The following is a 19,631-nucleotide window of genomic DNA, read 5'->3' on the forward strand; positions in this document are numbered from 1 at the left end:
TCAGTCCGCTCGCGCGTCCGAACCCGGCTGATTGGCGTAGTGCGCGCGCTTTTCCTCATACATCAGCAGGTCGGCGCGCTGGACGCCGGCTTCGAGCCGGTCGCCCCGCTGGCAGGTCGCCGCGCCCATCGAAAAGCTCAGCACCGAGCCCGGATAAAACTGGTTGTTCATCTCGACCAGTTGGCGAATGGCATCGATCATCGCGACGCCGCCGCGCTCATCGGTGTCCGACATCAGAATCGCAAATTCGTCTCCGCCGATGCGTGCCGCGTGGAACGGTGCGTCGGTCGCCTTGGCGAGCACCTCACCGGCGCGCCGCAGCAGCGCATCGCCCGCAGCGTGGCCGAGTTGATCGTTCACGCGTTTGAGGCCGTTCAGATCGGCCATGATGATCGTGACTGGCCAGGGGCCCTTGCGCTCCAGCCGGTTCAGTTCATCGACATAGAACGAGCGGTTGCGCAGCTTGGTCAGCACGTCGTGCTTGCCGAGGAACTCAAGATAGGCTTCGGCCTTCTTGCGCGCCGTGATGTCGGTGAGGGCCACCAGCACCAGGTCCCACTGGCTCTCATGACCGGGGAGCACCGAGAACTGCAGATGCACGTGCACCTCGCTGCCGTCGAGCGAATAGTTGAGCACTTCGCGCTGCTGGAACAGCTTGCCGTCCCATAGATCGATCAACTGCTCGCGGAAATGCGGGCGCATGTCGTCGCGGAAAACGTCGGGCAGGCGCGCCAGCAGCGTCTTCTTGTCTTTCGCCGCGAACATGTCGAGCGTGTGCTGGTTCACGTCGAGCACGTGAATTTCCTGCATGCAGCGCTCGACAAACTCGGGGTGCACGTCGGTAAACACGCGAAAATCGCTGATGCCGGCCGCGCGCGCGTCGTCGAGCAGCCGCTTGACGGCGCTGAAATCCTCCACCCACAGCGACACCGGTGAATACTCGAACAGGCCGCGCACGTATTGTTCGGCGCGCGTCACGCGATGCCGGGCGCCTTCCAGTTCAGTGATGTCCTCGACGGAGACGAGCACGCGGTCCCAGCGCGCTTCATGGCCGGGTAGCACGGCGCCCTTGAGCAGCACGTCGAGCCGGCGGCCGCCGAGCGTGTAGTTGACCGTCTGGCTCGTGAACTTGGCCTGTCCCGCCCACAATTGGCATAGCTCTTCTAGGTGGGTCTTGAGCATGTCGTCGCGGAACACCGAGGCGAGATTGGCAGTGAGCGCGTCGAAATCGGCGGCCTCGAATTGCGCCAGCGTCTTCTGATTGACCTTGATGACGCGGATGCTGTGCGCGCATTCGACAACCCGGCTTGGATCGTCGGCGAAATGGGCGCGCAGATCCGTCACACCTTGTGCCCGCCATGCGTCGAATAGCGCGCGTACGCCGCTGAAGTCTTCGAGCCAGAGCGAGACGGGCGCGAGGTCGAACATTTCGGAGTCGTCTCCCAATCCGCGAGGGGGGCTTCCTTCGGGGCGGGGTACTGCGTGCGGGGCGTCGTGGGCGGGCGCTGAGCCGCGCGGGAGGTTGTCCAGCATGAGATTCCCGTGGTCGGAGTTCCGGCTATTCTAAAGCGGCTTGGATCTGGCTAAAAAAAGATGTATGACGCATTCAGTTTTCGCCGGTCTATCCACGAAGATAACGGCGTGGTTCGGATGGACTTTAGGCGGCACGGCGGCAGGCTCGCCGCAGGGCCTTCGCTTTTGGCTGCGTGTCGCCTGTGGCCGCTTGCCAGCGGGCCGACGGGGCCGGGGGAGGCTTGTTACACTCACTCGTCGTGTTTCCAGTCCGTCACCGCCCAAAGAAAAACCGCCACGTTATGAAGCCATCCCTGCTGGTTCTGATCCCCCTGAAGGACGCAAGCCGCGCCGGTGTCGAGGCCGCTTTCGACGTCGTCTATGCACCCGATGCCACCCAGCGGGCCGCCGTGATTGCCGCGCATGGCGAGGCGATCCGTGCCGTGCTGACCAACGGCACGACCGGACTGACGGCCGCTGAAATCGACCGGATGCCGCAACTCGAGTTTGTCAGCGCGCTCGGCGCCGGCTATGAGAACCTCGCCGTCGACCACGCCCGCTCGCGCGGCATCGTGCTCGTCAACGGCGCGGGCACCAACGATCACTGCGTGGCCGATCACGCGTTCGCCTTGCTGCTCGCCGTGGTGCGCGACGTGCCGCAACTGGATCAGGCAACCCGCGAGGGCGTCTGGCGCGACACGTTGCCGATGCGCCCGAACGTGTCCGGCAAGCGGCTTGGCATCGTCGGGCTCGGCAATATCGGCGAGAAGGTCGCACGGCGTGGCGCCGGGTTCGATATGGAAATCGGGTATCACAACCGCAAACCGCGTGAAGACGCGTCGCTGCGCTATTTCGACAGCGTGCAGGGGCTCGCGCAGTGGTGCGATTTTCTGGTGGTGGCGACGCCTGGTGGCGCCAGCACGCGTCATCTGATCGGCGCCAGGGTGCTGGAGGCGCTGGGGGCCAACGGTTTCGTGATCAATGTCTCGCGCGGCAGTGTCGTGGATACCGCCGCGTTGGCGCAGGCGCTTGCCACGGGAACGATTGCCGGCGCGGGCCTCGACGTCTACGAGGGCGAGCCGCATCCCCCCGAAGCCTTGCTGACGTTGCGCAACGTGGTTTTGACGCCGCATGTGGGCGGCCGCTCGCCGGAAGCGATCGCGGCCTCGGTCGACAATTTTCTGGCCAATGCGAAGCGGCATTTCGCGGGCGAAGCTGTGTTGACGCCGATCTGATAGCTGAAGGCTAATTGAAACTATCAGCGCAGCGGATAGTTTCTCTCGTAAATCGCGATTTCCCTTGTGGGCCTGCGGCGAATAGGATGGTCGATATCGAACCATACCGCTTCGACACAGCCGGAGCAGCGACGGAGATCCCCAGCATGGAACACCACGCCCGCACGCAGAACGAACGGCTGGAGGTCAAGACGACCACTTGTTACATGTGTGCCTGTCGCTGCGGCATTCGGGTGCATCTGCGTGAAGGCGAGGTGCGCTACATCGACGGCAACCCCGAGCATCCGCTGAACCAGGGGGTGATCTGCGCGAAGGGTGCCTCGGGCATCATGAAGCAGTACTCACCGGCGCGCCTGACCCAGCCCTTGATGCGCAAGGCGGGCGCGGAGCGGGGCAGTGCGCAGTTCGAGCCGGTGTCGTGGGAGGTCGCGTTCGACGTGCTCGAAAAGCGCCTGGCCACGATCCGAGCCACGGATCCAAAGAAATTCGCCCTGTTCACCGGCCGCGACCAGATGCAGGCGCTCACGGGCCTCTTTGCCAAACAGTTCGGCACGCCAAATTACGCGGCCCACGGTGGCTTCTGCTCGGCCAATATGGCGGCCGGCATGATCTATACGATCGGCGGCTCGTTCTGGGAATTCGGCGGCCCCGATCTGGACAGCGCCAAACTCTTCTTCATGATCGGCACGGCGGAAGATCATCATTCGAATCCGCTCAAGATCGCCATTTCGAAGTTCAAGCGCGCGGGTGGCCGCTTTATCGCCATTAATCCGATCCGCACCGGCTATGCGGCGATTGCCGACGAGTGGGTGCCGATCAAGCCAGGCACCGACGGCGCGCTGTTCATGGCATTCCTGCATGAATTGATTGCCGCCGACGCCTGGGACCACGAGTTCGTGCAGCGCTATACGAATGCGGCGGAACTCGTCGATCTCGACGAAGCCAGCGAAAACTTCGGCCTGTTCGTGCGCGACCCGGAGCGGCCGGTCGGCAATCCGCTGTTTCCGCAGAATCATCTCTGGTGGGACGCTGAGGCCGCGCGCGCCGTGCCGCATCATGCGCCGGGCGTGACGCCCGCGCTGGACGGCCGCTATACGCTCGCCGACGGCACGCCGGTCACGCCGTCGTTCGCGTTGTTGCGCGAACGCGTGGCTGATTGCACGCCCGAGTGGGCCGCTGAGATCACCGGGATTGCGGCGGACACGATTCGCCGCCTCGCGGGCGAAATGATCGAGACCAGCCGCAACCACCGGATCACGCTGCCGATCCCATGGACCGACGCCTGGGGCCAAACGCACGAAACGGTGACCGGCAATCCGGTGGCCTTTCATGCGATGCGCGGACTGGCCGCGCATTCCAACGGCTTCCAGTCGATCCGTGCGCTTGCGGTGCTGATGTCGCTGCTTGGCACGATTGACCGCCCCGGCGGCTTTCGCCATAAGTCGCCGTATCCGCGCGCGGTGCCGCCGTCGGCCAAACCGCCGAACAGTCCCGATGCCGTCAAGCCGAATACGCCGCTCGCAACCGGGCCGCTCGGCTGGCCCGCCGCACCCGAAGACCTGTTCATCGACGAGCAGGGTGGCCCGGTACGGATCGACAAGGCGTTCTCCTGGGAATATCCGCTTGCGGTGCATGGCGTGATGCATAGCGTCATCACCAACGCGTGGCGCGGCGATCCGTATCCTATCGATACGTTGATGATTTTCATGGCCAACATGGCGTGGAATTCGTCGATGAATACGATGAAGGTGCGTGAGATGCTCGCCGACAAGCACGCGAACGGCGAGTACAAGATTCCGTTTCTCGTGGTGTGCGATGCGTTCCAGTCGGAGATGACAGCGTTCGCCGATCTGATCCTGCCGGACACGACCTATCTCGAGCGGCACGACGCGATGTCGATGCTCGACCGGCCGATTTCCGAGTTCGATGGTCCGGTGGATTCCGTGCGCGTGCCGGTCGTGCCGCCGACGGGCGAGTGCAAGCCCTTTCAGGAAGTGCTGATCGAACTCGCTTCGCGGCTTAAGTTTCCCGCTTTCACCACGGCCGAAGGCACACGGCGCTTTCGCGACTATCCCGACTTCATCGTCAATTTCACGACCTCGCCCGATTCCGGCGTCGGCTTTCTGATCGGCTGGCGCGGCAAGGACGGCGACAAGGCGCTGGTAGGTGAGCCGAATCCGCAGCAATGGGAACAGTACGCGAAGAACAATTGCGTGTTCCATTACCGGTTGCCCGAGACCTTCCAATACATGCGCAACGTCAACGGGCCGTATCTCGACTGGGCGGTGAAAAACGGCTTCCGCAAATTCAGCGAGCCGATCCTGATCCAGCTTTACTCCGACGTCATGCAGAAGTTCAGGCTCGCCGCGCAGGGCCGCACGAGCGGCAGGCAGCCGCCGGAGCACTTGCGCGCGCGCGTCGAGAAGTACTTCGATCCGCTGCCGTTCTTTTATGCGCCGCTGGAGAGCCATTCCACCGATCTCGCGCGCTTTCCGCTCGCCGCCGTGACGCAACGGCCGATGGCGATGTATCACTCATGGGACTCACAGAACGCGTGGCTGCGGCAGATTCATGGCGAGAACTATCTCTACATGAATCCGCTGATGGCGGCGGAGAACGGCATTGCCGACGGCAGCTGGATCTATGCCGAATCGCAATGGGGCCGCGTGCGCTGCATGGCGCGCTTCAGCGAGACGGTCGAGCCGGGAACGGTATGGACGTGGAATGCGATCGGCAAGGCCGCGGGTGCATGGAACCTCGGCGCGGGCGCGAACGAATCGCAGCGCGGCTTTCTGCTCAATCATTTGATCACCGACGAACTGCCCGCCGCGGATGACGCGGCAGGACGCGTGTCGAATTCCGATCCGGTCACCGGACAGGCCGCGTGGTACGACGTCCGGGTGCGCATTTATCCGGCGGAAGCGGACGCGCGGCACACGCTGCCCCAGTTCGACGCGATGCAGGCGTTGCCGGGCTCGAACGGCGTGATCTCGCGGATCGTGCAGACCTACTTCGCGGGGCGTGGCGAGTTCGCGGCGCGGCTGCGTGGCGCGGCTGGGCGCAAGTGACGCAGTAATTCAGCAAGGAGCCTTTGATGACTCAGATGGCATTGGTGATCGACCTGAACGTATGCGTGGGATGCCAGGCTTGCGTGACCAGTTGCAAGGAGTGGAACACGTCGGGCGAATCGGGCAGTCTCGCCGACCTGAATCCCTACGATGCCGATCCGTCCGGCACATTCTTCAACCGCGTGCAGAGCTTCGAGGCGGGCAGTTATCCGAACGCCGAAACGATCCATTTCCCGAAGTCGTGTCTGCACTGCGAAGACCCGCCGTGCGTGCCAGTGTGCCCGACCGGCGCCAGCTACAAGCGTAAGGAGGACGGCCTAGTGCTGGTCGATTTCGACAAGTGCATCGGCTGCAAGTATTGCGCGTGGGCTTGCCCTTACGGCGCGCGCGAACTCGACGAAGCGCGCAAGGAGATGACGAAGTGCACGTTGTGCGTCGATCGTATTCATGACGAAAATCTCTCCGAGCGCGACCGGCAACCCGCCTGCGTGCTTGCGTGCCCGACCTCCGCGCGGCTGTTCGGCGATATCCACGACCCGGACTCGGTGGTGTCGAAGGCGATCGAGGAGCGTGGCGGCTATCAGTTGATGCCTGAATGGAACACGAAGCCGGCGAATCATTATTTGCCGCGCGTCACCACGTCGGCCTCGGGTTGCGGCAGCGACGGCTGTTCGTGCAAATCGACTGGGTCGGTCGTGGATTCGCCGGCCTCGTTCGACGCGCAAGTCGAGCGCGGAGAGTTGCATCTGGCGTCGATGGCGACGCGCATCTAAAGGACAGACAAAGGACCTCACGATGAATCCTGCTTTCTCCGTGGTTTTTCTCACTACGCTAAGCGGCGCGGCGCAGGGGCTGCTGATTGCGCTCGTTGGCGTGGAGGCGGCCGCGCATCTGGGGCTGATCGCGGCGCCTACCGATGCGTTCTATGTCACCGGCGCGGCGCTGTCGGTCGTGTTGGGCGGCTTGGGACTGATCGCGTCGTTCTTCCATCTCGGACATCCGGAGCGCGCGTGGCGCGCGGTCGCGATGTGGCGAACCTCGTGGTTATCGCGCGAGTGTCTTTGCCTGCCGGCGTTTCTCGCCTGTGCTTTTTTCTATGGCGTCGCGCATTGGTTCGGTTCGCCGTGGTCGCTCGCGATAGGCGCGCTCGGTGTGCTGGCGAGCGCCGTGCTATTTGTCTGCTCGGCGATGATCTACGCGTGCCTGCGCTTTCTGCAGGAATGGGCCACGCCGCTCACGCTGGTCAATTTTGTGCTGCTCGGCTGCGCTTCCGGGTTCACGCTGGCGACGGCGCTGACCGCCTGGTTCGCGCCCGCGCTGACGGCGGGGTTGGCGCTGTGTGCCTGTGTGCTCACGCTGGCCGGTTGCGCGAGCCGTTCAGCATCGCTCGTGCGTAATGCCCGGTTGCGGCCGAAGTCCACGGTGCAAAGCGCGACCGGCATCAAAAACCCGAAGCTCGTGCAGGTCTCGCGCGGCTTTACCGCTGGTGCGTTTAATCTGCGCGAATTCTTTCACGGCAAGTCCGCGGGGACGCTGCGTGGCGTCAAATGGGGATTCCTCGTGGCCGCGTTTGCCGTGCCCGTGTTGCTGATGGCGCTAGGCGCGGGCCTGCTCCCGATCGGTGTGTCGCTTGGCTTGCTGGCCGCGGCGTGTCTCGTGCAATACGCCGGTCTCGTGGCTGAACGCTGGTTCTTTTTTGCAGAAGCCAAGCATCCGCAGAATCTGTATTACGCTCGAGTCGGCTGATAAGCCGAAAGCTGCACGGGTTCGCGCGTGCGTGTGGTCGGGCCTCGCGCGATCAACTCGATCAGCAAGCGTTGGTGCAGCGACGAGTCGCGGTCCGCAAGCCAACTTGATGGAGAGCCGGGTGAGACTAAGCGCTCACCCGTGCGCGGCAGCATAGGGCTGCGCTCAGTTGCCACTCACCCGCACGCGCCAACCTCACCACACGCGGTACAAAAGTCGCAGCCATCCTTGCGAATCACTGCGTTCGCACCGCACGAGCCGCATTTGCGCCCGAGCATAGTGTGCAATCCTTGTGTACCACCGGGCTGTAGCAGGGCATTATCCTCTGCCGCGTCAGCGTCACCAGGATGTGGACGGATGCCGAAATCCGCAGGCAACGCCGTCTCGGCCTTCATCTGCCCGCGCGGCAAACGCGCCAGTATGCGCGACGGCACCTGGTTGCCTTCGGCGTCGAGAAAGCCGCGCCGGTGCAGAATCTGCTGGATCGCAAAAGCGAGCGCCGCCACTTCGGAATCGTGCCAGCGCGGTGTGCGGTGACCGTCGAGACGCTGCACCTCGCCGAGCCGCACCTGCCCGCGATCCCACGACACCTTGCGCATATCCTGCAAGTTACGCGCGACAAAACCACCACGTGCTGCGAGCGACAGCGAACGCATCGTTGCCGTAATCCATTGTTGCGATTCGTCACGCTGACCGGTCGGAATGAAGAACTCGATGGGGCGCTCGATCGTGACCTCTTCACCGCCGAGCCGTCCCGTCACTTCGATGAACGACACCGCCACGTAAAGCGACTTCTTGCCCGCTTGCGTCAGGTACTCGACCTTTTCGATGATTGCCGGCAACTCGCCCTTGGGCCGATGATCGATCGCGATCCGCAGCGGATCCTGATCCGTCTCGGCCAGCGTGTCATCGACTTGCGGCGGGCTCACGCTCAGCACCGCGCCGAGCGTTTCATTCGGACGGTACGTGGCGAGACCCTTGAGGCCATTTTTCCACGCGTCGAAGTAGAGGCTTTCGAATGCTTCGAACGGATAGTCCGCCGGCACGTTCACGGTCTTCGAGATCGACGTGTCCACGTACGGCTGCACGGCGGCCATCATGTCGAGATGGTCGCGTGCCGACATTTCCAGTGCGCTGACGAAGTAGTCGGGCAGGTTTTTTACATCGCCGCCAAGCTCGCGATAAAGGCGATACGCGTAGTCTTCGACATCGAACGATTCGCGGCCGCCGTCGGCCATCACCTTCATGCGCGTGTAGGTCCACGAGAAAGCGGGTTCGATGCCGTTCGACGCGTTGTCGGCGAAGGCGAGGCTGACGGTGCCCGTCGGCGCGATCGATAGCAAATGACTGTTGCGGATGCCGTCCTGGCGTATCGCATCCTTGATGTCGTCGGGCAGGCGCGAGGCGAACGTGCCCGCTTCCAGATAGCGCCCGGCGTCGAACAATTCAAACGCGCCGCGCTCGCGCGCCAGTTCCACCGACGCCCGATAGGCTTCGTCGCGCATCAGCCGGGCAATGCGCACCGCGAAGTCGCGGCCTTCCTGCGAGTTGTAGCGCAGGCCGAGCATCACCAGCGTATCGCCGAGGCCGGTGAAGCCGACGCCGATGCGCCGCTTGGCGCGCGACTCGTCATATTGCTGCTGCAGCGGCCAGAGCGTGACGTCGAGCACGTCGTCGAGAAAACGCACCTGGGTGCGGGTGCGTTTGGCAAGACCGTCCCAGTCGAACGAAGGCTTGCGGCCTTTCATTTGCGCGAACGGATCGAGCACGAAACGCGTGAGGTTCAACGGCCCGAGATTGCAGCAACCGTAGGCCGGCAGCGGTTGTTCGCCGCACGGATTGGTGGCGCGGATGGTTTCGACGGCGCGCAGATTGTTATCTTCGTTCATGCGCGAGATGAACACGATGCCGGGCTCGGCGACGTCGTAAGTGGAGCGCATGATGCGATCCCAGATCTCGCGGGCGGGTCTTTCGCTATAGACCCACAGGCCGTCTTCGCGTTGCCGCACGTCGCCTGCCGCGCGCAACGCCGGCGACGGGTCGGCGCGGTGCACGAGTTGCCAGGGCTGATCGCCTTTGACTGCGCGCATGAATTCGTCGGTGACGCCCACGGACACATTGAAGTTGTTCCAGCGGCCTTTCGAATGTTTCGCCTCGATGAACTCGATCAGATCGGGGTGATTGCAGTCGAGCACGGCCATCTGCGCGCCGCGCCGTGAGCCGGCGCTCTCCACGGTCCGGCACGAGGCGTCGAACACGTCCATATAACTGCACGGTCCGGACGCGGACGAACTGGTGGTATGAACGCGGGCACCCTTGGGCCGGATCGCGGAAAAGTTGTAGCCGACACCACCGCCGCGGCGCATCGTTTCGGCGGCTTGCAGCAGCGCCACGTAGATGCCGGGCAGGCCTTGTTCATCGACACCCTGAATCGCGTCGCCGACCGGTTGCACGAAGCAATTGATGAGCGTGGCGGCGATGCCCGTGCCGGCCGCGCTCATGATGCGTCCCGCGCCGAGTGCGCCGTGCCGCAGATTGTCGACGAAAAGCGCTTCAACTGATTCGCGCAGCGCTTCTGGCTCTGCCTGAGCCACGCCGCGGGCGACGCGTTTGAACACGTCGTCGGCCGATTGCTCGTCGCCTTTCGCGTATTTCTCGAGCAGGACGTCCAGCGAGAAGTGTTGCGGTGCAACTAGCTGGGCGGGAGCCGCAGCTGCGGCGCGGGTTTCCGAGGTGTCTTCTGCCATGGCGTGGCCTCTAACGGCGTCGCAAGAGTCGCGGCGCGGTGGGTGGGATTGCGGGTCACTATACCGCCGCGCGTGGGGCGAGTGAGGTGACCAGGCGCAATGAAGCCCACCTTAGCACATGGCGAAGGGCCGCAATCAGGGGAGGGTTTTTTCCAGACTCATGCGGTGCAACAGATACCGGCCGCACCTTGCCGCCACCGGAACATCTCATCGCGCAAACGGTCTATATCAGGATATCGCCCTTCTTTTTGGGGATCTCAAATGGCCGCCACGCAATCAGGGGCGATGCCCCTCTCCGATCACGACGCTCGGCGCCAGTTGCGCCGCGCAGTCATCGCCAGCACGATTGGTACTACGATCGAATGGTATGACTTCTTCCTCTACAGTACAGTTACTGGCCTGGTTTTCGCGAAGCTATATTTTCCGGGATCAGACCCACTCGTCGGCACACTGCAGGCTTTTTTGATTTACGCCGTCGGCTTTATAGCGAGGCCGGTTGGCGCAGCCATTTTCGGCCACTATGGCGATCGCATCGGACGCAAGGCTACGTTGATCGTGACGCTGTTACTGATGGGACTCGCGACGTTTGCTGTGGCCTTTGTTCCGACCTATGCGACGATCGGCATCTGGGGCGCCGTCGCGCTCACGGTGCTGCGCTTCATTCAGGGCGTGGGCGTCGGCGGAGAATGGGGTGGCTCGGTCCTGATGTCGATGGAATGGGCGCGCACCAATTCGCATCGCGGTTTCGTCGCCTCATGGCCGCAGTTCGGTGTGCCGGCGGGACTATTTCTCGCCAATCTGGCCGTGCTGGCCATGAGCCAGATCTCCGGCAGCGGATTCCTCACGTGGGGCTGGCGAGTGCCATTCTTCCTCAGTATTGTACTGGTCGCGATCGGCCTCTACATCCGCCTGAATATTCTCGAGACGCCGATCTTCGCGCGGCTCCTCGCTGAGCGCAAGATCGAGAAGACGCCGATGCTCGAGGTGTTGCGCCGCCAGCCGAAAGACATCCTTTTCTCGGCCTTGGCGCGCATGGCCGAACAGGCGCCTTTCTATATTTTCACGGCCTTCGTCTTCACCTATGGCGTCACGACACTGGGCGTGACACGCGACTTGCTGCTGACGGCGGTGCTGGCTGCTTCCGTGCTGGAATTCTTCACCATCCCGCTGTTTGGCCACGTGTCCGATCTGATCGGGCGACGGCGGATGTATATGATCGGTGCCGCCATCGTCGGCGTATTTGGCTTCCTCTATTTTGCAATGGTCGACACCCGGGATCCGATGTGGATCTTCGCGGCCATCGTGCTCTCGCTGGTACCGCATTCGATGCTGTACGGTCCCCAGGCCGCTCTGATCGCGGAATCCTTCACGGGGCGGCTGCGTTACAGCGGTGCGTCCATGGGCTACCAGTTGGCCTCGGTCATTGCCGGCGGCCCTGCGCCGCTGATAGCGACCGCGCTCTTCGCCTACTACCATTCGGGCTATGCCATCGCGGGCTATATCCTGGTGTGTGCGGTGCTCAGCCTGATCGCCGCTTCGCGGCTGGGTGACTACACGAACAAGGACATCTCGCGGGAATACGACGAAGCACGGACGATGGGCGATAGCGGACACGCCAGACCGACCGCATGATTAATCGGATTGACGCGGTTTCCGTCAATCCGGCCGATTGCGTCAGATAGCACAGGCAGGCAGTGAGGCCTTGCGCGGCATTATTCCTATCAAGTAATGTAGGCGTCTTCAGTCAACCTCTACCTGTACTGGCATGGTCACTGTCCGCCTTCTTGCTCCAAATGATGCCGAGCGTTTCAAATCGTTGCGTCTTCTCGCCGTAGAAAACTCCCCTATATCGATATGGCCAACGCGCGAAGAGGAGATGGCGCGATCGATCGAAGAAACCGCCAATCGCATCCGGTTGACGCCCACGCAAGCCGTGTTCGGCGCCTTCGATGGCGAGGTGTTGACCGGTATCACGGGCATACGGCGAGAGCCGCTGCATCAGGTAAGCCACAAGGCGACAATCTGGGGCGTGTTCGTGCACCCTTCGTACCGTGGGCACGGGATTGCCGGGATGCTTCTGGCTGCCGCGACAACGCATGCATCAGAGGAGTGGAATACCATCCAGCTAATGCTGTGCGTCAACGCGGAAAACGTAGCGGCGAAGAGCCTCTATACATCGCAGGGGTTTGAGACCTTCGGATTGGAACCCCGTGCCATGCAGATTAATGAACGATTCTATGACGAGGAACACATGTGTAAGCGGCTGCGTTGACGCCGGTAGCAAGGCCGGTATCTTTCGCGGCAGCCTTATCGCATGATGAATCGACGGAACGGGTGTCGCTCGGGTGTTGCTTGCACCGGTTCGCCAGAGGGTAGGGTGAGGCCAACAGCGGTCGCATGGTGTGCGGCACGGGTGCGGTCGATTGCAGATCGTCGCCAGCAATCGTCGATCAGGGTCTCTTTCATACAAGACAATGTTGCCGGGCGCAGCCGCTATGACAATTGAATTGAATAAAGAAGTTCGAGCAGCTGCGATTACCTCCATTCAGCGCTATTTCGAGAAAAATATGGAGGAGCCTATAGGCAACATCGCCGCTGGGGCGCTCCTCGGTTTCTTCCTTGAGGAAATCGGCCCCACTATCTACAACAAGGCCGTGGCTGACGCGCAAGAACGGCTCCAGCAAAGCGTCTCGGAGCTCGACTTTGAGGTGCACGAAGAAGAGTTTCAGTATTGGAAGAAGTATGACGTGAAAGCCAAACCACGCAGGTAGGCGTGATGGGATGGAGCAGGTATTCGCAGCATCCTATCGAATAATTCGCGGTGGCGGCTCAAATGGAATGAGTTCAAGTTCGAGTACGGGCATGAGGCGCTCGGCTTGATGCTGTGCTGAATGGCAGCGTAGGTGCGGCGTGACTGACAGTTTCGGAGCGATCAGCGCTGCTCGGCGCGACCGCGCATGCGAGGGAGCAACCGCGGCGACGCCACACGAAACATGAGCGTCAACCGCGTAATACGGATACCTGGAAAGGGAAAGGCCAGTGGCGCAGTCTTGCAGACAACCAGGCGCCGCGCAGGCAATCGCGCTGGCAATAAAATCAAAGCTAAAAAATCAAACTTCAGCAGCGAGCGCGCCCAACACCTCAGCACAAATCATTGCAGACGCATTAGAAGGTGCCGGCCGTTCCGCCGGTTTGAACACCGCATCGCCGCGGCGAATCTTGCGGCGCGTCACGGCGCACGTCCCCGACGTATGCGCCGAGCGCCGGCGCCAGCGCTGCTCGCCATAATGACAACGCCCCGGTTCGACCCACCGGATCACCAGCGTCGTGTCGGAGCGCTCGAGAATTTCAATGCGTACGCCGTTGCTTCCGTCAAGGGGGATGGACTCTAAGGTCATCATCGTCGGCTCCGTATTGTGGTGTGCCGAATGTAGTCCTACGCGCGCCGGATAGCCATTGTGCCGCAGTTGAAACACTGTTCTCGAAACAGCAACAATGAAACTTGACATCCACACTTACCCGAAGCGACGGGGCTTTGCGGGCCGTATGCGATATGAATTTGCGATAGCGTGGATTTTTGCAACGCTGTGTTGTACGTGGTGCGACGAGAATGCCGCTCGCGAGGGGCGCCGGTGCTTCCTTTAAGATGTCGTTATTGATGAGCGACCGTGCAATGCAAGTGTAGCGGGTTTGCATTTTTCTGGTCGGCTCGCGCGCATCGCTACAAGACCCTAAGAGCTCACATGAATTCACGTCCCCCCGCAGCACCCCCCGAATCGCCGACACCGCCTGATCGCCTGAAGAAGCAGAAAGCGGCGTCACTCGTCCTGTACATCGCACTGGTGTTGCTTGCGCTGTGGGTCGTGCGCGATTTCATCGCGGTGGTAGCGTGGGCCGGCGTCATTGCGATTGCCTTGTGGCCGCTCGTGAAAAAGGTGGAGGGCAGCCGCTGGTTCACCGGCCGCACGACGCTGATCGCCGCGGTGCTGACGCTCGCAATCGCGTTGCTGGTGGTGCTGCCGGTCGGTATCGGCATTGCCCAGGCGCTGCACGAAGCCCACGACATGAATGAGTGGTTCAAGACCGTGCAGGAAAACGGTATTCCGGTGCCGGACATCCTCGAGCGCTTGCCGTTCGGTGTGCAACAGATTTCAGCCTGGTGGCAGGCCAATCTCGCTCAGCCGCTGCGCGACTCGGCGGCAATGAAGGGGCTGCACAGCACCACGGTGATGTCGCTCGGCCGCCACTTCGGCGCGCGCGCGGCGCACGGCGTGATGGTGTTCGCCTTCATGCTGGTCACGCTGTTCGTGATCTTTCAGGCGGGGCCGCGTGTGTCCGGCTCGCTGATGAAAGGCGCGCGGCGCGGCTTCGGTGAAGATGGCGCGCAGTTGCTCGAGCGCATGGCGGCGGCCGTGCGCGGTACGGTGTCGGGGCTGGTGGTGGTCGGGCTCGGCGAGGGCGTGTTATTGGGCGTCGCCTATTTCGTGACCGGCTTGCCGCACGTCGCGCTGCTCGCCTTCATTACGGCGATCGCCGCGATGCTGCCGTTCTGTGCACCGATTACGTTCGGCCTTGCGGCCTTGTGGCTGTTTTCGCAAGGCTCGGTTGCCGGGGCCATCGGGCTTGCGGTGTTCGGCGCGGTCGTGGTGTTCGTCGCCGAGCATTTCGTGCGGCCGGTGCTGATCGGCAACTCGACGCGATTGCCTTTCCTGCTGGTGCTGTTCGGCATTCTCGGCGGGGCCGAAACGTTCGGTTTGCTCGGCCTCTTCATCGGCCCCGCGCTCATGACTGTGCTGGTGGTGCTGTGGACCGATCTCGTGCAATAGTTGCACGCAATTTCCGGTGCAATCAGGACTGCTGACTCGCCGGCTCACTGGTCCTGATTTACTTTTCCTGATCGCGCGCTGACTGTTTGACGCAGTCCAGCGTATATTTCAACGCGGCGGGCAGCAGCGCGCTCCAGACATCCCAGGTGTGGCCGCCGTCGATGATGCGCAGCGCTGCCGGATTCCCCGCCAGCCGAAGATGCGTATAAAGCGATGACGCATCGGCCTGGATTGCGAGGTCGTCGTCACCGGCGGCGATGAACATCGGCAGGCGGTACGGCCGGCTCATGTACCGCTCCCATTGCGCCGGATAGTTGAGCGCATGCCAGACATGCGGATCGAACTGCCGGTCGCCGAACACGCCGACGCGGCGCGCCGCCGAAGCGAGCGGCGGCTCATTCGGATAGATCGCGGGGCTGAGCAGGAGCGCGCCGCAAAAGAGCTCGGGTTGCGTCATGGCGTAGCGCAGTGCACCGAACCCGCCCATCGACACGCCGCCGATCATCCGCCCGCCGCGCTGTGTTGCGACCGCGTAGTGCGTTTCGATCTCGGGAAGCAGATCGACGAAGAACGCTGTCTCCATCTTCTCCTTGCGATCGACGTACCAGTCCGTCCCGCCTTGCGGCATCACGATCGCGACCGGCGGTATTTCCTTGCGCTCGATCAGCGCGTCGGCGGTGGTCTGCAGATGGCCCAGCGTGAGCCAATCGTTGGCGTCGCCGTTGTTGCCGTGCAGGAGGTAGAGCACGGGAATGCGGGCGGCGTCGTGGCGATAGCCGGTGGGCAGATAAATCGTGTAGGTCCAGTCGCGGCCGAGCGCTTCGGAATGGAAGCTTCGGCTGATGACGGTGCTGGCACTCGCCGGCGCGCCGACAACGGCGCATAGCGCGAGGAGTGCGGAATGTAGGAATAGACGCATTTCAAAGTAGGAGGCCGCCGCGCATGTCGCGCGCGGCTGTCATGCTATCAGTATCGGCAGTGGAAATCGGCAAGCGGCAGCGGGGTAAGCGATAGCGCGGTAATTCGTCAGGCACGCACGCGACAAGCGGCTAACCGTACGCGGTGACACAGCAAGCGGCAGCACAGCGAAATCTCACACATGCATGCGCACACCGCTCACTGACTCAGGGCGACGTTCTAAGACGCAAACCCCACAGATGCGTCATGAAGCGCTTGAACGGCTCCGACGCCTTGGCGACGGCGAACAGCGCGCCGACCGCACAGGCATCCGCCACCAGCCCGAGGGGGTAGTTCAGATAGCCGTCGGTCGCGGCATACAGCACGGAATCGACGACCAGCGAAATCACGGCGCCCGCGATAAAGCACAGCAGCCCTTTGCGGCCGATCATGCCGATCCACGGCGCCCATTGAGCGAGCTTCCTCGCCCAGCCGAGCCGGATCAGGTTCGCGACGAGCCACGCGATCGCGAGAAAATTGACGGCGCGCAGGTAGGAGAGGTTCTGTTTGAAGCTGCCATCGAGCGGCTCGCGTTCGATAAACAGCTTGTAGTAGGCCGCGGCGGCCACCACGGCGAACGCCAGCACGCTGACCAGCCAGCCGAGACGGTGTGCGCTGATCCGCCGATAGACCGGCTGGCAACGTGCGAGCACGCCGAACACGAACAGTAACTGCCATGCAAACGGGTTGAAATCCCAATGCATGTCCGGCGCGGCGGGCAGGTAGACGTTGACAGCCGGTGCACCCGCCCACAGCGCCACACTGCCGGCCAGCAGCAGCCAGGGTTTGCTGCGCGCGAGCGGCAGGATCATCGGCACCAGCAGGGCGAAGAGCGCGTACATCGGCAACACGGAAGCGAGATAGGGCTGGCGGCGGAACAGCAGGATGTCGCGCAGGGCGGCGACGGGGGCGTTCATCAGATCATCGAGATCGGTGGTGGCGAGATTCGGGCCGTCGATACTGAACGCGGTCAGCACCGCGCTGACCAGCAGCATCAAGCCGGCCGTGATGAGGAATGCGCGATAGATTTCGAGTGAGCGCCGCAGGAAGCGACTGCGCGCGGTTGCCTCGTTACGCCGTTCGGCGAGCGCCGCGTAGGCGGTGGCGGTGGCGAAGCCGCCGAGGAACACGAAGACCTCAGCTGCGTCGCACAGCGCATACGCGTGCAGCGTGACGCGCGACAGAATGCTGCCGCCAATGTGATCGACGACGATGATCAGGAGGACGAGCCCGCGGAAAAAATCGAGCTCGATCAAGCGGGATTGCGACTTTTGCATTGTGTGGTGCCAAAAGCAGCCCCGTGCAACGGCGCGCTAGTCTAGCGCAGCAGGCGTCTCACGAAGCTTTTTGAAATTGGATTGGGTGCGGCGGCAGATGGCCGCGTTGCCGCTTGAACCGGCCATACGAGGCTCGGTTATAGAGGCCAGTAAAAATGACCCGTTTGACGGCGCGGAGTTCCGCTGCAGCGCCGCAAAAGCTTTCAATTATATTTCTTTCTATAACAAAACTGCTACGAGACGTGCCAGGGCCGGCGCCGCCAATCCGATAGCCGGCTTAAGTCCGGGCGGCGCGGTGCCGTTTACCTGAATAAGCGCCGCGAAAAAAGGGGCTGCCTCACGCAGTGGAGATTTCGCAACGTTTTGGGCTATGCGCACGACACCCGATGGACGGCGACGTAACGGCGTGTGAGGATTTCCTTAAAGCGCGTCGGGGTCAAAAAACGCCTCGACTAGCGTCAAAAAGAAAGCAGTCGGATCGAGTTGTCCCATTACTCGAGCTCAGGGAGATCATCATGAACAAGCAAGTGTTCGCGCTGGCTGTCTCCACTGCTTTGTCCGCCACTTTGCTAGCTATTTTCTCCCCACCCGCTTTTGCCCAGACGAGTGTGTCGCTGTATGGCGTGCTCGATGAAGGCATCAACTACACCAATAATGTCGGCCGCGGCCATGTCTATGAACTCGCGAGCGGCGATGCACAAGGCAGCCGCTGGGGCTTGAAGGGCGCCGAGGATCTGGGCGGCGGCCTGAAGGCGATCTTCCAGCTGGAAAACGGCTTCGACGTCAGTTCCGGGCAGCTTAACCAGGGCGGCCGGATGTTCGGCCGTCAGGCGTTCGTCGGCTTGAGCTCGGAGCCATACGGCACATTGACGTTCGGCCGCCAGTACGACTCGGTGGTCGACTTTCTGGCGCCGACGACGGCCAACGGCAACTGGGCCGGTTCACTGTTCTCGCATCCGTACGATAACGACAACACCGACAACTCGTTCCGGCTCGACAACAGCGTCAAGTACACCAGCCCGTCGCTCTCGGGTTTCCAGTTCGGCGGCGTCTACAGCTTCAGTAACGACACCAACTTTGCCAACAATCGCGCGTACAGTTTCGGCGGCCAGTACACCTATGGCGGACTGCTGGTGGCCGCGGCGTATCTGCAGGCCGACAACCCCGGCAACGGCTCAACCGGCGCGATCACCGCGAACGACGCCAGCTTTATCGCCGCCCGCATGCGGGTGTTCGGCGGCGGCATCACTTATACCTTCGGCCCGGCCACGGCCGGTTTCGTGTACACCAACTCGAACTATCTGGACCCGACCGGCAACGGCTATCTCGGCGTGATGCCGCTTGCGCCGGCGGGCGTACTGTTGAACTCGTTGAAGTATCAGAACTTCGAGGTGAACGGCAAGTATCAGATTTCGCCGCTGCTGTTCGTGGGCGCGCAGTACGTCTATACGATGGAAACCTACGACGCTTCGAGCGGGGGCGTGAAGCCGAAAATTCATTCGTTCGGCCTGATGGCGGACTACAACCTGTCCAAACGCACCGATGTGTACATTCAGGGCGAATACCAGCAGGTGACCGGCGACTCCACCTATTCGATTCTGGACGATGCCTTCAACGTCGGCACCCAGTCGCCGTCATCGACATCGAAGCAGGTCGTGGTGCGCGCGGCGATACGGCATAAGTTCTAGGCGCGGCGGCCGGGCGTGCCGGCCGTGTGTGTCTGGCGGGCACGGCCGGTTCAGTTCATCACGTAGTTCTGAATCAGAATCCCGATAACTACGCCGGCAGGAATGCCGAAGGTTCTGCCTCGAATGGTCGCGCTCAGATCTTCATCGAGAACGAAGCTGCAACGGCGTTCACGCCAGACGGTCTTATAGGCCAATGGCTTTGCATCGACGATCACGATTGATACGAGCGCGGTCAGGATGACCTGTTCCAAAGCATGCAGCTTCGCTATGAACGGCGAAAATTCACCGGCGTTGCACAGCAACACCATCACGACTGCAGCGACCACGGTGCCGAAAAAGAAGCCACCCATGAATCTGTTCGCTGAATTAAGAGAATCCACTTAAACCTCAAATCATCCGCCGGCTTGATCAAGCTGACGAAGTAAAAAAATATACTGACGGAAAGGGTTGTTCCGGTTAAAGACTTGCAACGCTTTAACAGCGGGGCAGCCTTCAAAGGGACCCGTAAGGATATTTTTTTGACGTTCTTCAACATATCGTCTTTTTCCTAAAGTCGCGTGAGACTAGTCCGAAAT

At 62.1% G+C, this 19,631-nt stretch carries 16 protein-coding genes; 10 read left to right on the forward strand and 6 right to left on the reverse strand.

Translation table 11 applies throughout. The features are described 5' to 3' along the window. Positions 1-1,533 (reverse strand): sensor domain-containing diguanylate cyclase, encoded by a 1,533-nt coding sequence (locus PQQ96_RS05030; protein ID WP_408289593.1) that lies wholly within the window; start codon positions 1,531-1,533, stop codon positions 1-3. Positions 1,534-1,814: 281 nt separating this feature from the next. Here PQQ96_RS05030 and PQQ96_RS05035 point away from each other — a divergent pair, with 281 nt between their 5' ends. The 4 genes from PQQ96_RS05035 (at position 1,815) to PQQ96_RS05050 (ending at position 7,561) form a co-directional block, all read left to right on the forward strand. Then, the gene (locus tag PQQ96_RS05035) at positions 1,815-2,747 is read left to right on the forward strand and encodes a 2-hydroxyacid dehydrogenase (protein WP_408289596.1); all 933 of its coding nucleotides are present in this window, start codon (positions 1,815-1,817) and stop codon (positions 2,745-2,747) included. 146 nt (positions 2,748-2,893) lie between these two features. Beyond that, positions 2,894-5,815: a molybdopterin-dependent oxidoreductase gene (locus tag PQQ96_RS05040; RefSeq protein ID WP_408289599.1), complete on the forward strand. Its 2,922-nt coding sequence runs from the start codon at positions 2,894-2,896 to the stop codon at positions 5,813-5,815. A gap of 26 nt (positions 5,816-5,841) precedes the next feature. Next, on the forward strand, positions 5,842-6,588 hold the full coding sequence (locus tag PQQ96_RS05045) for a 4Fe-4S dicluster domain-containing protein (RefSeq protein WP_408289601.1): 747 nt from the start codon (positions 5,842-5,844) through the stop codon (positions 6,586-6,588). A gap of 22 nt (positions 6,589-6,610) precedes the next feature. Further along, a complete protein-coding gene (locus PQQ96_RS05050) occupies positions 6,611-7,561 on the forward strand; it encodes a dimethyl sulfoxide reductase anchor subunit family protein (protein ID WP_408289604.1) in 951 nt (316 codons plus the stop codon). 176 nt (positions 7,562-7,737) lie between these two features. Here PQQ96_RS05050 and PQQ96_RS05055 read toward each other — a convergent pair whose 3' ends face one another. Next, positions 7,738-10,308, reverse strand: coding sequence for an adenosylcobalamin-dependent ribonucleoside-diphosphate reductase (locus PQQ96_RS05055; RefSeq protein ID WP_408289606.1), 2,571 nt, complete (start codon positions 10,306-10,308; stop codon positions 7,738-7,740). A gap of 261 nt (positions 10,309-10,569) precedes the next feature. On the opposite strand from PQQ96_RS05055, the gene PQQ96_RS05060 reads away from it, so the two are divergent. From PQQ96_RS05060 to PQQ96_RS05070, 3 genes are all read left to right on the forward strand, one after another. Next, positions 10,570-11,940: an MFS transporter gene (locus PQQ96_RS05060; protein ID WP_408289609.1), complete on the forward strand. Its 1,371-nt coding sequence runs from the start codon at positions 10,570-10,572 to the stop codon at positions 11,938-11,940. A gap of 133 nt (positions 11,941-12,073) precedes the next feature. Further along, positions 12,074-12,580, forward strand: a complete 507-nt coding sequence (locus PQQ96_RS05065; RefSeq protein ID WP_408289611.1) for a GNAT family N-acetyltransferase — start codon at positions 12,074-12,076, stop codon at positions 12,578-12,580. Positions 12,581-12,803: 223 nt separating this feature from the next. After that, on the forward strand, positions 12,804-13,079 hold the full coding sequence (locus PQQ96_RS05070) for a DUF2164 domain-containing protein (protein WP_408289755.1): 276 nt from the start codon (positions 12,804-12,806) through the stop codon (positions 13,077-13,079). A gap of 339 nt (positions 13,080-13,418) precedes the next feature. Here the strand turns inward: PQQ96_RS05070 and PQQ96_RS05075 are convergent, their stop codons facing one another. Beyond that, entirely contained in the window at positions 13,419-13,706 is a 288-nt protein-coding gene (locus PQQ96_RS05075; protein ID WP_408289756.1) for a DUF3331 domain-containing protein, read from the reverse strand. 345 nt (positions 13,707-14,051) lie between these two features. Here PQQ96_RS05075 and PQQ96_RS05080 point away from each other — a divergent pair, with 345 nt between their 5' ends. After that, positions 14,052-15,134, forward strand: a complete 1,083-nt coding sequence (locus PQQ96_RS05080; RefSeq protein ID WP_408289614.1) for an AI-2E family transporter — start codon at positions 14,052-14,054, stop codon at positions 15,132-15,134. Positions 15,135-15,192: 58 nt separating this feature from the next. Here PQQ96_RS05080 and PQQ96_RS05085 read toward each other — a convergent pair whose 3' ends face one another. Together PQQ96_RS05085 and PQQ96_RS05090 are read right to left on the reverse strand one after the other, a co-directional pair. Beyond that, positions 15,193-16,053, reverse strand: a complete 861-nt coding sequence (locus PQQ96_RS05085; RefSeq protein ID WP_408289616.1) for an alpha/beta hydrolase — start codon at positions 16,051-16,053, stop codon at positions 15,193-15,195. Positions 16,054-16,258: 205 nt separating this feature from the next. Continuing rightward, on the reverse strand, positions 16,259-17,368 hold the full coding sequence (locus PQQ96_RS05090) for an OpgC domain-containing protein (RefSeq protein ID WP_408289619.1): 1,110 nt from the start codon (positions 17,366-17,368) through the stop codon (positions 16,259-16,261). 70 nt (positions 17,369-17,438) lie between these two features. Between PQQ96_RS05090 and PQQ96_RS05095 the strand changes: the two genes are divergently transcribed. Both PQQ96_RS05095 and PQQ96_RS05100 read left to right on the forward strand, forming a co-directional pair. Further along, a complete protein-coding gene (locus PQQ96_RS05095) occupies positions 17,439-17,678 on the forward strand; it encodes a hypothetical protein (protein WP_408289622.1) in 240 nt (79 codons plus the stop codon). A gap of 205 nt (positions 17,679-17,883) precedes the next feature. Next, a complete protein-coding gene (locus tag PQQ96_RS05100) occupies positions 17,884-19,056 on the forward strand; it encodes a porin (protein WP_408289625.1) in 1,173 nt (390 codons plus the stop codon). A gap of 50 nt (positions 19,057-19,106) precedes the next feature. Here the strand turns inward: PQQ96_RS05100 and PQQ96_RS05105 are convergent, their stop codons facing one another. Next, positions 19,107-19,406: a hypothetical protein gene (locus tag PQQ96_RS05105; RefSeq protein ID WP_408289628.1), complete on the reverse strand. Its 300-nt coding sequence runs from the start codon at positions 19,404-19,406 to the stop codon at positions 19,107-19,109. Positions 19,407-19,631 lie beyond the last annotated feature (225 nt).

The organism is Paraburkholderia sediminicola (assembly GCF_046027825.1).
Taxonomy (GTDB): domain Bacteria; phylum Pseudomonadota; class Gammaproteobacteria; order Burkholderiales; family Burkholderiaceae; genus Paraburkholderia; species Paraburkholderia sediminicola_D.